Origin of the sequence: Blautia sp. An249 (genome assembly GCF_002159835.1) — a bacterium.
Classification (GTDB): Bacteria; Bacillota; Clostridia; order Lachnospirales; family Lachnospiraceae; genus Blautia_A; species Blautia_A avistercoris.
Genome location: NZ_NFJL01000006.1, coordinates 77,285 through 91,486, shown reverse-complemented (window position 1 = coordinate 91,486; position 14,202 = coordinate 77,285). Strand labels below are relative to the sequence as shown.

Sequence of the window (14,202 nt, the reverse complement as noted above, 5' to 3'; positions counted from 1 at the left end):
CCTGAGACAATTTTCAGCGGCAGTCTCTTTCTTTCTAAGAAGTCAGGAGGAAACCCATATGAATTATCAGGAATTAGAAACCATTGCAAAGGAATGCGGATTTACCCATACGGCTCTGCTGGACTGCAGCACTATCCGCCTGCTCCCGGAAGTACGCGCCATGTGCGCCAGCGACAAATGTCATCAATACGATGCCAACTGGGCCTGTCCTCCCGGATGCGGCACTCTGGAAGAATGTGAAGAAAGAATCCGGAAATACCAGTGGGGAATTCTGGTACAGACTGTAGGAGAATTAGAAGATTCCCTGGATTTTGAGGGAATGAAAGAGACGGAAGCCGCCCACAAAGACAGCTTCCTGAAAATGGATAAGATTTTGCAAAAGCAGGCTCCGGGACGTCTCCCCTTAGGAACCGGATGCTGTTCTGTATGTAAGAACTGTACCTATCCGGATGCTCCCTGCCGTTTCCCCGAAAAGTCTGTTTCTTCCATGGAGGCTTACGGTATGCTGGTTACCCAGGTCTGTCAGGACAACCGCCTTTCTTATTACTACGGAAGCGGAACCATTGCCTATACCGCCTGTTTTTTAATCCAGTAGGACCTCCTTGTTTTTTACCCGGAAAACGATTAAAATACTGTTAGACTAACAACGCGGAGGACATCCTATGTTACTTCATCAGATACGCGATTCTATTGAAAACGGTTATCCAAAAGATACGGAAAATTACATACAGCAGGCTCTGAAAGAAGGGTACCCGATCAAGAGGATTCTTGAGGAAAGCATGGTTCCCGCCATGCAGAAAATAGGAGATCTGTATCGCAGTGCCGATACTTTCATTCCCCAGATTCTGGCCAGCGCCAGAAGCATGAGAAAAGGGCTGGATGCCCTGTCCCCTTATCTGGAAAAAGAGACAGATCCTTCTCTGGCCCCTATTGCCACTGTCATTGTGGGAACTGTGGCCGGAGATTTACATGACATTGGTAAAAATCTGGTAGCCATTATGTTTCGCTGTGCAGGATTTCAGATTATCGATCTGGGGGTAGATGTTTCTTCTAAGGTCTTCCTTAAAACCATTAAAGAACATCCCGAAGTTTCTCTCGTATGTATCTCTACGCTGCTTACAACTTCTATGCCCCAGATGAAACAGCTGGTTAAATCCATCCGTCATGCTTTCCCCGGACGCCCGCTTAAAATCATGGTGGGAGGGGCTCCGGTCACCCAGGAGTTTGCCGATGAAATCGGCGCGGACGGCTATACGGAAAATGCCGTGGACGCAGCCCGGCTTGCCAGGACTTTTTTTACTTCTTAAAGGGGGATTTCCATTGAAATTAAACGGCGCTCTTTTCTTACAACTGATAAAGAAACATTACCCTGATATGGTTTCCTTTGATTTTCCCACCCGGGCAGAACTGACCCGGCCCCTGTTCTGGGATAAAAATCTGTCCTTTTCTTCCAACCGGCTCTACGTAGCCTGTGATTCGGAGACGATTGATGCAGACCAGGAGGATTTCTCAGGCTGCCTTTTCGTTTTCCCCGGAGCCGTATCCGAAAAAGAACGGAACTACCCCTGCCTTTTCTTACAGAGCCAGGAACCCGTAACAGGTGTTTTTAACCGGATCCAGGGCTTTTTTGACATTTATGATAAGTGGGAGCAGGATTTAACGAAAATCAGTCTGGGCGGTGGTTCCGTGCAGGAGCTTCTGAATATTTCCCATCCTCTTTTCGGAAATCCTCTGTGCGTTCTGGGGGCTGATTTCTCCCTGATCGCCTCTGTGGGCATGCAGAGCCTTCCCCAGGAGTATCAGATTTTCAATGACAGCGCAAAGAAAATCGATTACATGAACTCCATGAAACAGGATCGCTATTTTAACAGTGTCCAGGACGCGAAAGATCCCTTTATCTTCCCCAGTCACATTACCGGCCTTCGCTCGTGGAATGTAAACATCCTCCGGTTCGGACATACTACCCACCGGCTGATGATGCTGGAATACCCCCGGCAGTTAAACGCTGCTGACGCTTACCTGCTTCAGTTTTTGGCTTCTTTTATGGAATATGTGCTTTTTCAGGAGTCCGTTCCCTCCACTTCGGGGGAGAAGGCTCTTCATTCTATTTTTATTCATCTGTTGTCAGACAAGGCAGCCGACTATATTAAGATCAGCCAACAGCTGTCTGCTCTGAACTGGGATCCGGAACATCAGTACCTTGCCCTCGTACTGCGCATCAGTCTTTTTGATCAGAAAAATCTGACTGCAAATACCATCTGCAGCTATATTGAGAATCTGTTTCCCTCAAGCTGCAGCTTCCAGTTTAAAGAAGAAATTGTTACCTTTTTTAATCTGACCCTTTTAAATCTCACAGAAGATGAGATCTCTCAGGAACTGACCTGTTTTATCCGGGACGGTTTCCTAAAGGCGGGCTACAGCCGCGCCATGAAAGGCCATATGAATCTGCGCCGCCAGTATATCCAGGCCGGTATCGCTCTGGATCTGGGAACCAGGCAGAAACCCTATTTATGGATTCACCGTTTCAATCAGGTGGCCCTTTCTTATATTTTAGATGAGTCTGCACGACGGCTGCCAGGCTATATGCTCTGCCATGAAAAACTGCTGGTTCTCAAAGAAATGGACGAAACTCAGAACACGGAGTATCTGCACACCCTGCAGACTTATCTGAATAACCATTTAAACGCCGTACAGTCCGCCAAAGATCTGTTCATCCACCGCAGCACCTTTCTGTACCGGATGGACAAAATCAAACATATCCTGGAATGCGATCTGGATAATCCCGATGACATTCTCTACCTGATGTTTTCTTTTAAACTCCTGGAGATGGAAAATAGCAGGCAGGAGATCCTGTAAGGTTACCGGAATTCAAAATAAGGTTTATTTTTCAGATATTCTTCCCCATAGGGCTTCCACTGTCCGGCTTTCCTGTGATAATAAGCCGCCTGCTCCCTCTCTCCCAGGGCGTCGTAGCAGACGCTTAACTGGATACAGGGAAGATACCCGTAACAGTCTCCCACAAGGAAACAGTCCTGGGTGTTCTCCCGGGGCAGCTCTTCTGCGGCGCGGTACCAGAAAGCCGCTTCCTTCCACTGTTTCCGATCCATAAAATGCTTCCCGATGTCGCAGCATAGCTCGGCCTTGGGAACTCCGTATTTCAGGCCGTCTAACAGGGCCTGCAGACCCCCTGCCTCATTCCCCATGTAATAACAGCAGTAAGCCAGAAAACGGCAGGCATCGGCTTTATTTCCCGCCCATCCGTCCGGCATCTTCAGAAACTGGCGGAATGCCTTGGCCGCATCCGTGTATCTCTGGTGATCGTATAATTCTCTGGCATAGTAAAACTGCTCCCTGGGAGTTAAGATTTTCCCTTCCTTTCTCATCCGCTCATAAATCCGCAGATTCCGGTTTCTGTCCCGGCTTTTTACCTTTCTGTGTTCCACAATCAGATCCTCATAAACAACATTTCCATAGGTCTGAACCGCCTCGTGAACCTTCCCCTCAAAAAGAAATCCTTTCCCATTCCTCCACAGCCTCTCCCGGTAAAAAGAAAAGGTGGGCCGTCCCTTTCTGTCAAAGGCCACCGCATACTTCATCATTACCACATCCACCGGCAGTCCGCTCTCCCTGTCATAGGGCAGAGCCGCCTTTAGCTGCAGGAATTTTTCCCTCTGATCCGGGGTGATCATATCATCTGCATCCAGCCACATAACGTAGTCCATTTTTGCTTCATGAAGACCAAAATTACGGGCTGCTGAAAAATCATCCTTCCAGGGATAATCATAAATTTTATCGGTATATCTGGCTCCGATCTCTTTCGTCTGATCCGAAGAACCGGTATCAACCAGAATAATCTCGTCTGCAATCTCTCTGACACAGTCCAGGCACCGCCCTAAAACGGCTTCTTCATTTTTCACAATCATGCATAAACTAATGGATACCATAACTTTCCCTCCTGTCATAAGAATCCATTATTATCTTATGCAGGAACTTTCCGGAATCATTCCTTTTTTAGGGCATCATATGCCGTGCCAGGAAAATACTGGCTGCAATCCCTCCCAGAGTAGCTAAAAGAGCTCCGGTAAGGGTATATCTGGTCTTTCTCACATTTACAGAACCATAATAAACGCTCATGCAATACAGAACGCTTTCTGTGGCGCTCAGACACAGGGCGCCGGTCAGCCCTGCCAGGGAATCCGTCCCCATTTCTTTAAAAATATCCAGAAGCAGCCCTGTGGCTGCGCTGGAAGAAAACAGCCTCACAAGGGCTACGGGAATTACTTCTGAAGGCACGCCCCACAGAGATGTCAGTTTCCCGATTCCCAGACTCAGTAAGTCCAGAAATCCGGAAGCCCGCAGGATCCCCACCCCCACTAACAGTCCGATTAACGTGGGAACTAACTTTACAGTCACATCCAGTCCGTCCCGGGCGCCATCCAGAAAATCCTGGTAAATATTTCCCCGCCTTAACAGGCCGTGACCGATAATGTAAAAGAATAAAAAGGGGATCACCAGATTGGAAAGATACAGAAGTACTCTCATCTGCCGCTCCTGTCCATAATTTTACAGAATAAAATCCCCACCAGGGTACTGACGGCAGTAGCGGCGATTCCCGGACCTACAATCGCCGCCGGATTCACACTTCCGTACTGACTCCGATAAGCAATCATATTGACCGGAATCAACTGTAAGGACGAAATATTTATAATCAGGAAGGTGCACATTTCATTGCTGGCGGTTCCCGGTGGCTGTCCCCCGGCGCCTATTTTTCTGCGCCTTTCTTCCAGTTTATCCAGCTCCTCCATTGCCTTCAGGCCGGAAGGCGTTGCCGCCCAGTTCAGCCCCAGTACGTTGGACACCATATTGACTGCCAGATAATGCTGGGCTTTGGAACCGTTTTCCACTTTTGGAAAAAAGAAGTGCAGTACCGGGCGTATTTTTTCTGTCAGCTTTTGTACCAGACCGCTGGTTTCCGCAATTCTCATCATTCCCATCCAGAGAGCCGTCACACCGGCCAGGGAAATGCATAAATTTACGGCCTCTTTGGAAGAAGAGACGGCTGCCTCTGTAATCTCCTGCAGATTCCCGGCAGCCGTCCCATAGATGACTCCAATCAATATCATTGCACCCCATAAATAGTTCATGGAAAGTTCCCTTTTTTTACTTTTGTTTATTTATATGCGCCTGAAGGAGGAAATAGAGATCCTTTACTCACCTCGTTTCATCCTTAAATATTTCTCCCGCAGATACCACGCCTGTTCCGAGGAAATCTCCAGTCCGGATTCTGCAGCGTTTATATCTGCATTCAGCTCGTTCCATGCAATATCCCAATGGTAATCTTTTTTCCCGCTGTCCTCAATTGCCCAGGAAGCACACATCTGTTTGATAGATGTCTGCAGATAAGGCGGCAGCCCTCGCTCCAGATACTCCCGGTTTATCGGAAGTCCGGTTTCCTCGTCGTACGCATGATCATTCCTGTCAAACGCCATAATCTCTTCCATAGTACATTGAAGTGCTTTTGCAAGCCGCCAGATAGTTCCTGCAGAGCATTTTTGTAAAGAGCTTTTCCCGGAACATATATCCATTACCGTCGTTTTTGGAACTCCGCTTAATTTTGAGAGACGATATTTGCTGATTCATTCCATATATCTGATGCCAGATACTCTCTTTGCTTAATTGCGGGACATGTACTTATAGTAAACATATCCCTTATATTTTTTCGCAATGAGTACCCGATACCAGGTATCTCCTTTTGTATCTTTTGCACTTCCGATCACATCCACCAGATTTCCTTTATTCAGCGTAGGATAGCCGGGAATGTTCTGATACTCCAGTCCCGGGCCGCTCCTTACATTTACGGCGTTTCCCGTACAGCGTCCCACCCAGATCTTATATTCCTGTACTTCTTCCTTCTCTCCGAAGTTATCTTTATAGAAAACGTCCATATCCACATCTCCGGTAATTCCTTTTAACCGTCCTTTAGAGCTGTACTGCCATCCTATCCCCACAGATGGGCGCAGCGACTCTACAATCACCCCCCGGTCATTATAAGGATAAGCTGCCAGCCAGTAATCGTAGGGCAGCGCTTTTGTATCCAGCACATTCCGGTACCAGTCCAGGTTACAGTAAATCCCGAAGGAATATCCTCCTTCCACAATTACTTCCCGAAAGGCTTTTACAATATCTGTAAGTTCTCCCTTTGACAAAATTCTCTGCTGACTCCACTCCATATCGTAAAAAACAGGAAAGTCCAGAGTTCTCCCTTTCAGAACCCCCAGAACTTTCCTGGCTTCTTCCTGTGCCTGACTTACATTTAACGCATAGCTGTATTTATAAACGCCTGTCTTTATCCCTGCCTCCCGGAATCCCTTATCATTCCTCTCAAAGGTGGGATCCACGGCGTTTCCTTTTTCCGTAATTCTTAAAATAGCCACCCGGATTCCTTCTTTCGCCACTTCCTGATAGTTGGTAACGGTATTATAAGCACTGACATCTATTCCTCTTAATTCCATAGAAACCTCTGTAAATCCTGATTTTATTATACTTTATGCACCAGAAAATAAAAATGCTTTCCGCTTCACATGGAAGGGAAAGCATTTTCATTTCTCTTAATTAATCAACCACTACTTTATCCAGATGCCAGATTTCATCTACATATTCCTGGATGGTTCTGTCGGAAGAGAATTTACCGCTGCAGGCTGTATTTAACATAGCCATCTTCGCCCATCTCTTCTCATCCCGGTATGCTTTTTCCACCTGTCTGTGTGCTTCCGCATAAGAATGGAAGTCTGCCAGGATGAAATAAGTGTCTGCCCGGTCGCTGCTCTTGGTATTTAAAAGGGAATCATAAATATCCCGGAACATTTCTGTATCTTCGGAATACGTTCCGTTGATAAGCTGCATTAATACGTTGCGGATTTCCGGATCTGTATTATAGATGAAGCTTGGGTCATATCCGCCGTTATTTTCATAGTTAATAACTTCATCTGCAGAAAGACCGAAGATAAACGCATTATCTTTACCTACTTCTTCTACGATTTCCACATTGGCTCCGTCCATGGTTCCCAGTGTTACGGCTCCGTTAAGCATAAACTTCATATTACCGGTACCGGAAGCTTCCTTACTTGCAGTGGAAATCTGCTCGGAAACGTCTGCGGCGGCAAAAATCATCTCTGCATTGGAAACACGGTAGTTCTCAATAAATACAACTTTTAATTTTCCGTTAATGGATGCATCGTTGTTAATCACATCAGCAACGGCATTAATCAGTTTGATGGTCAGTTTTGCACGGCGGTATCCTGCTGCAGCCTTCGCTCCGAAAATAAAGGTTCTGGGATAGAATTCCATTTCCGGATGTTCTTTAATCTGGTTATACAGATACATTACGTGCAGAATGTTCAATAACTGGCGCTTATATTCATGGAGACGTTTTACCTGTACATCAAAGATGGAACGGGGATTTACCTCAATTCCGTTGTGCTCCAGAATATATTTTGCCAGACGGACTTTGTTCTGGTATTTAATGTTCATAAATTCCTGCTGTGCTTTTTCATCGTCCGCATAGATGCCCAGTCTCTGAATCTGTGACAGATCGGTTATCCAGTCATCTCCGATATGCTCTGTCACCCAGCGGGCCAGCATCTGGTTGCCGTGAAGGAGGAATCTTCTCTGGGTGATACCGTTTGTTTTATTATTAAACTTGGCCGGCATCATCTCATAGAAATCTTTCAGCTCCTGATTCTTCAGAATTTCTGTATGCAGTCTGGCTACACCGTTGACGCTGTAAGAAGCTACGATGGCAAGATGTGCCATTTTTACCTGTCCGTCATAGATGATTGCCATTTTCTTAATCTTGTCATAATTATTGGGATATTTATTCTGTACTTCAATAATGAAGCGACGGTTAATTTCCTCAATAATCTGATAAATTCTCGGAAGCAGGCGGGAGAACAGCTCGATTGGCCATTTCTCCAGAGCCTCTGCCATGATGGTATGGTTGGTGTAAGCGCAGGTTCTGGTGGTAATTTCCCATGCTTTATCCCAGCCAAGACCTTCTTCATCCAGAAGAATTCTCATCAGTTCTGCCACTGCCATAGTCGGATGCGTGTCGTTCATCTGGAAGGTTACTTTCTCATACAGTTTGGTAATGTCGCTGTGCTGTTTCTTATATTTTGCAATGGCTGCCTGAATACTTGCAGAAATAAAGAAATACTGCTGTTTCAGACGAAGTTCCTTTCCTGCATAGTGGTTATCGTTGGGGTAGAGAACGTCTACAATGTTTTTCGCCAGGTTCTCCTGCTCTACTGCTTTTTTGTAATCGCCCTTATCGAAGGAATCCAGCTCGAAATCAATTACCGGTTCTGCATCCCAGATACGCAGGGTATTTACAATTTTATTATTGTATCCCACGATTGGCATATCGTACGGAATGGCTTTTACTGCCTGATAGCCTTCATGGATAAATTTGTTTTCCCCTTTTTCGTAATCATATTCCACTCTGACGTGTCCGCCGAAATGTACCTCTTTTGCATATTCCGGTCTGCGCAGTTCAAAGGGATAGCCGTCCTTTAACCAGTTATCCGGTACTTCTACCTGATAGCCGTCGCGGATTTCCTGTTTGAACATTCCATAACGGTAACGGATTCCGCATCCGTAAGCGCAGTAGCCTAAAGTTGCCAGAGAATCTAAGAAGCAGGCTGCCAGACGTCCCAGTCCGCCGTTTCCCAGAGCGGGATCCGGTTCCTGATCTTCAATTACATTCAGATCCAGTCCCAGTTCTTCCAGAGCTTCTTTTACTTCTCCGTAAGCGCCCAGGTTAATCAGGTTATTTCCCAGGGCACGGCCCATCAAAAATTCCATGGACATATAGTATACAATCTTCGGATCCTGCTTTTCATAAGCATTCTGAGTTTCCAGCCAGTTATCAATAATAACGTCTTTTACCACATAAGATACGGCCTGGAAAAGCTGTTCCTGTGTCGCCTCTTTGAGAGTCTTTCTGTACAGGAATTTAACTGCCTCTTCTACTCCTTTTTTAAATTCTTCCTTCTTAAAGTGCTCATCAATGATCATCGTTTAACCTCCTACAGTTTGGAAACGCCCATTTTTACTTTTTCTTTATTAATGTTCCATTCCTTTTCATACCCGGATGTTTCACCCAGAATCATCTGATCTGCCAGTACTTCAGCTTTAATCTCTGATTCATGAGCCTTCATGATGTCAAGAATTTTCTGATTATCTTTTGCATATACTTTAATTTTATCCATAACCTCAAACCCTGCTTCTTTTCGCATGGTCTGTACTTTGCTGATGATTTCACGGACAAAGCCTTCTTCAATCAGCTCCGGTGTCAGGTTGGTATCCAGAACTACGGAAACTTCACCTTCGCTTTCTGTCACAAATCCTTCCATCTGTGCAGTTTCAATCAGGAGATCTTCTTCTTTCAGCTCCACAGCATTACCGTCGATTTCGAAGCGTAACGCTCCTTCCTGCTGTAACTGTGCCATGGCCTTTCTTCCATCCACTTCAGACAGGTAGCTGCGGATGCCATTGAGAAGTTTTCCATATTTTGGTCCTACGGTTTTTAACTGCGGCTTAAAGCTGTAAGACAGGAAGGATTCCACATCTTCTGCAAACTTCACTTCCTTAACATTTAACTCGTCCGCAATAATCTCTGTATAGAAAACAGGCAGATCGTGAGGCGCTTTCACATACATGGTGCCAATTGGCTGTCTGTTCTTAATATTCGCCGTATTTCTCGCCGCTCTTCCCAGTACCACAATATCCAGAACTTCATCCATGGCTTCTTCCAGTTCTTTGTCTTCCCATTCCTGGTTTGCTTCCGGGAAGTCGCACAGATGAATACTCTCCGGAGCGTCTTTATCGATGCTGCGGATAAGGTTCTGATAAATATCTTCTGTCATAAACGGTACCATCGGCGCTGCCAGCTTGGCAACGGTCACTAATGCCGTATATAAGGTCATATAGGCATTAATCTTATCCTGAGGCATTCCTTTGGCCCAGAATCTCTCACGGCTTCTTCTTACATACCAGTTACTCATATCATCTACAAAATCCTGCAGTGCATGAGCGGTCTCCGGAATCTTATACTGTTCCAGATCCTTATCTACCGTTTTAATTAAAGTATTCAGCTTTGATAACAGCCATTTATCCATTACCGGCAGGCCGTTATAATCTAAAGTATATTTGCTGGGGTCGAAATTGTCAATATTTGCGTAAAGAACGAAGAACGCATAGGTATTCCATAACGTACCCATAAACTTCCTCTGTCCTTCCACTACTGCCTTTCCGTGGAAACGGTTCGGCAGCCAGGGCGCGCTGTTGGAGTAGAAATACCAGCGGATGGCGTCGGCTCCGTAAGTTTCCAGAGCGTCGAAGGGATCCACTGCATTTCCTTTGGATTTACTCATTTTCTGGCCGTTTTCATCCTGTACATGTCCCATAACAATTACGTTTTTGTAAGGAGCCTTGTTGAAGATCAGGGTAGAAATCGCCAGCAGAGAGTAAAACCATCCTCTGGTCTGATCCACGGCTTCTGAGATAAAGTCCGCCGGGAACTGCTGTTCAAACAGCTCTTTGTTCTCAAAAGGATAATGATGCTGTGCAAAAGGCATTGCTCCCGAATCGAACCAGCAGTCGATCACTTCTTCCACCCGGTGCATTTCCTTTCCGCATTTCGGACACTTAATGGTTACTGCATCAATGTACGGACGGTGCAGCTCAATCTGGTCCGGACAGTTGTCTGACATGGATTTCAGCTCCTCAATGCTTCCGATGGAATGCATATGGCCGCATTCGCACTGCCAGATATTCAGCGGTGTTCCCCAGTAACGGTTCCGGCTGATTCCCCAGTCCTGTACGTTCTCCAGCCAGTCTCCGAAACGGCCTTTGCCGATGCTTTCCGGAATCCAGTTGATGGTATTGTTGTTGCGGATTAAGTCTTCCTTCACTGCAGTCATTTTAATGAACCAGGACTCTCTTGCATAGTAAATCAGAGGGGTTCCGCATCTCCAGCAGTGAGGATAGCTGTGTTCAAACTTAGGCGCACTAAACAGAAGACCTTTATCTTCCAGAGCCTGCAGAATCGGCATATCCGCTTCTTTACAGAAAGTGCCTGCCCAGTCCGTTTCCCTGGTCATTTCTCCCTTTTCATCCACCAACTGTACAAAGGGCAGATCATAAACTCTTCCCACATTGGCGTCATCTTCACCAAATGCCGGGGCAATATGAACCACACCGGTACCGTCGGTCAGGGTAACATAATCTGCACAGGTTACATAAAATGCTTTCTTCTTCGGTTCTACGAACTTAAACAGTGGTTCGTACTCCATAAATTCCAGATCTTTGCCTTTATACCTCTGAAGAATTTCTGCGTCTTCTCCCACAACCTTTTCCACAAGGGCTTCTGCCATGTAATAAATTTTATCCTCAGACGGATTCTTGATTTTTACGTAATCTTCCTTCGGGTTTACGCAGAGAGCCACGTTGGAGGGCAGGGTCCACGGCGTGGTTGTCCATGCCAGGAAATATGCGTCTTCTCCCACAATTTTAAAACGTACGATGGCGGAGCGTTCTTTTACATCTTTATAGCCCTGGGCAACTTCATGGCTGGATAAAGGCGTTCCGCATCTGGGGCAGTAAGGCACAATCTTATAACCTTTGTAAAGAAGTCCTTTGTCCCAGATCTGCTTCAGCGCCCACCATTCTGATTCAATAAATTCATTGTGGTAGGTTACATAGGGATGATCCATATCTGCCCAGAAACCTACGGTGTTGGAAAAATCTTCCCACATGCCTTTGTATTTCCAGACGCTTTCTTTACATTTTTTAATAAACGGCTCTAAACCATACTGTTCAATCTGTTCCTTTCCGTCCAGATTCAGCAGTTTCTCAACTTCCAGCTCCACCGGAAGTCCATGGGTATCCCATCCGGCTTTCCTGGGAACCATATAGCCTTTCATGGTCCGGTATCTGGGAATCATGTCTTTGATAACTCTGGTAAGCACATGCCCGATATGGGGTTTTCCGTTTGCAGTCGGCGGTCCGTCATAAAACGTATAGGTTTCTCCGTCTTTCCGGTGTTCCATACTTTTTTCAAAAATATGATTTTGCTTCCAGAACTCTTCAACTTTTTTCTCTCTGTCCACAAAGTTTAAATTGGTGTCTACTTTCTGGTACACAGCTTTTACCTCCTATTTAAAATTTTCTTTTTTTCATAAAATGTAGCTATTAATATTTATGAAAGCCAGATGACTGCGTCCTGACGATCGCCGCCGTACAGAGCTTTCATAGAACAAAGAGGACAAGTACTCTTCAACTCCCCATACCCCTCACTCATGAGGGACTTGTACTCTTCGCGCGCCAGATGCAGACTGCCGCAGGCAGTCAAATTCCATATGCATCTGGTCGCATCCATAGCGGAGCGTTTTTTTATGTAACAGGAAATCCTACGGATTTACCTGTTACATAAAAAACGACCTTCGTCCGTAAAAGGACGAAAGTCTCTGCGATCGCTACCACCTGTTACCATGTACTGGCCTGCTGCCAATACCCGTTCTCTGTAACGGGAGAATCCCGCCATTTCCTACTGACCTGTCGGCGTTCAGATCTGAAACTCCGGAGTGATTTTCTTTCTGTCTCTTTCGCACCGGGCTTCCACCCTCCCCGGCTCGCTGAGGCGTCCAAAACAGAGTACTGTCTCCATCTCTGTCTTTTTCTATAAAACTGCTACTATTATAAGGGCTGACAAGGCTCTGTGTCAAGATCGGAAACGGATTCTTCCATTGCAGAGCGCCTTTTCCTATGATATGATAAATCATAAAGAAACCGAAAGGAAATAAGGTACAGATTATGCGCAAGAAGCTATTGCAGTTTACAGGACTTCTCCTGGCCGGATGTATAGTTTCCAATGTCTGGCTGGGTTCTGTGGTATCTGCCTCTTACGATGACGGATCCGACTATTATTACGACGATTCCGGCTCCTATGAGGACTGGTCCTCCTACGAAGACTATTCGCAGCCTCAGGAAACTCCCGAACCTTCCCCGGAAGCTTATTTCGATCCGGTACAGACAGATGAAATCGAGGACTGGCCCGAAGGGCCAAAAGTCCAGGCGGAATCCGCCATTGTGATGGACACCTACACAGGCGCTGTTTTATATGGAAAGAACATAGACGAGAAGCAATATCCTGCCAGTATCACCAAGATCATGACTACTCTGGTAGCCGTGGAGAATAATGATTTAGAGGATACGGTGACCATCTCCAAAAATGCCATTGAGGGGACCGCTGTAGAAGGAAGTTCCAATGCGGGATTAAGCGAAGGGGAAAAGCTGACCGTGGAGCAGTGCCTGATGGCTGTTATGCTGGCTTCTGCCAACGAAGCGGCCTACGCCATTGCAGAAAAAACTTCAGGAAATTTAAAGAAATTTGTAGAACTGATGAATCAGCGTGCCAGAGAACTGGGCTGTACCAATACGCACTTTAACAATGCCAACGGCCTGCCCGATGAGAAACATTATACTTCCGCCCATGATATGGCTCTGATTGCTTCCGCCGCATGGAGCAATCCCAACTTCCGGAAGTTTGTAAAGTGCCAGGAATACACCATACCCGCTACGAATAAGAATCCGGAACCCAATTATTTATTTAATCATCATAAAATGATGAGCCAGGGCGAATATGCTTATAGCGGATGCACCGGAGGAAAGACCGGATACACTTCTCAGGCCTTAAATACTCTGGTAACATATGCATACCGTAAGGGAATGACACTGGTCTGTGTGGATCTCCGTACCAACGGAACTCCCATTTACACCGATACAGCAGCCATGCTGGATTATGGATTCGATAATTTCCACCGGGTAACAGCTACCAAAGCCACCGGGGCTACTACCATCCAGGTTCTTCCCTGTGATCGCTTCCTTCTCAATGAGGATGGAAACATTACTCTGCAGGTTCGTAAGAAACCTGCCTGTGTCACAGTTCCCAAAACAGCAGATATTAAGAAAGATCTGAAACTGGAACTGGAAGTCCTGCCCAATTACGCAGGAGAATGGATTCTGCAGACGAATTATACCTACCGGGATCATCCGGTGGGAAACGGTATTGTATATGAACAGAAAGTTCTGCCTGACCTGCTTTCTGCCCGGGCAGAACCAGACGAAAAATAGCCGCTGAAAAGC

General features: G+C 46.1%; 11 protein-coding genes and 1 pseudogene. 4 read left to right on the top strand and 8 right to left on the bottom strand.

All coding sequences use genetic code 11. From position 1 onward, the window contains the following. Positions 1-58 precede the first annotated feature (58 nt). The 3 genes from B5F53_RS07575 (at position 59) to B5F53_RS07565 (ending at position 2,856) form a co-directional block, all read left to right on the top strand. Positions 59-595, top strand: coding sequence for a DUF2284 domain-containing protein (locus B5F53_RS07575; RefSeq protein WP_087221992.1), 537 nt, complete (start codon positions 59-61; stop codon positions 593-595). 67 nt (positions 596-662) lie between these two features. Beyond that, positions 663-1,307, top strand: coding sequence for a cobalamin B12-binding domain-containing protein (locus B5F53_RS07570; protein ID WP_087221990.1), 645 nt, complete (start codon positions 663-665; stop codon positions 1,305-1,307). 13 nt (positions 1,308-1,320) lie between these two features. After that, positions 1,321-2,856: a PucR family transcriptional regulator gene (locus B5F53_RS07565; RefSeq protein WP_162610554.1), complete on the top strand. Its 1,536-nt coding sequence runs from the start codon at positions 1,321-1,323 to the stop codon at positions 2,854-2,856. 2 nt (positions 2,857-2,858) lie between these two features. Here the strand turns inward: B5F53_RS07565 and B5F53_RS07560 are convergent, their stop codons facing one another. The 8 genes and pseudogenes from B5F53_RS07560 to ileS all read right to left on the bottom strand — a co-directional run bounded on the left by B5F53_RS07560 (position 2,859) and on the right by ileS (position 12,200). Next, positions 2,859-3,944 (bottom strand): glycosyltransferase family 2 protein, encoded by a 1,086-nt coding sequence (locus B5F53_RS07560; RefSeq protein ID WP_087221986.1) that lies wholly within the window; start codon positions 3,942-3,944, stop codon positions 2,859-2,861. A 67-nt stretch (positions 3,945-4,011) separates the two neighbouring features. Continuing rightward, positions 4,012-4,542, bottom strand: coding sequence for a spore maturation protein (locus B5F53_RS07555; RefSeq protein ID WP_087221984.1), 531 nt, complete (start codon positions 4,540-4,542; stop codon positions 4,012-4,014). Then, complete coding sequence (locus tag B5F53_RS07550) at positions 4,539-5,144, bottom strand: nucleoside recognition protein (protein WP_087221982.1); 606 nt, start codon at positions 5,142-5,144, stop codon at positions 4,539-4,541. Before B5F53_RS07550 ends, B5F53_RS07555 begins: the two co-directional genes overlap by 4 nt. A 63-nt stretch (positions 5,145-5,207) precedes the next feature. Beyond that, positions 5,208-5,489: a hypothetical protein gene (locus B5F53_RS07545; protein WP_242970269.1), complete on the bottom strand. Its 282-nt coding sequence runs from the start codon at positions 5,487-5,489 to the stop codon at positions 5,208-5,210. Between the two features lie 3 nt (positions 5,490-5,492). Next, positions 5,493-5,636: pseudogene (locus B5F53_RS20965) on the bottom strand (helix-turn-helix domain-containing protein); the annotation flags it as partial. Positions 5,637-5,672: 36 nt separating this feature from the next. Further along, positions 5,673-6,512: a GH25 family lysozyme gene (locus B5F53_RS07540; RefSeq protein ID WP_087221978.1), complete on the bottom strand. Its 840-nt coding sequence runs from the start codon at positions 6,510-6,512 to the stop codon at positions 5,673-5,675. A gap of 100 nt (positions 6,513-6,612) precedes the next feature. Beyond that, positions 6,613-9,072: a glycogen/starch/alpha-glucan phosphorylase gene (locus B5F53_RS07535; protein ID WP_204246914.1), complete on the bottom strand. Its 2,460-nt coding sequence runs from the start codon at positions 9,070-9,072 to the stop codon at positions 6,613-6,615. Between the two features lie 11 nt (positions 9,073-9,083). Next, positions 9,084-12,200, bottom strand: coding sequence for an isoleucine--tRNA ligase (gene ileS, locus B5F53_RS07530; RefSeq protein ID WP_087221976.1), 3,117 nt, complete (start codon positions 12,198-12,200; stop codon positions 9,084-9,086). A gap of 670 nt (positions 12,201-12,870) precedes the next feature. On the opposite strand from ileS, the gene B5F53_RS07520 reads away from it, so the two are divergent. After that, complete coding sequence (locus B5F53_RS07520) at positions 12,871-14,190, top strand: D-alanyl-D-alanine carboxypeptidase family protein (RefSeq protein ID WP_087221972.1); 1,320 nt, start codon at positions 12,871-12,873, stop codon at positions 14,188-14,190. Positions 14,191-14,202 lie beyond the last annotated feature (12 nt).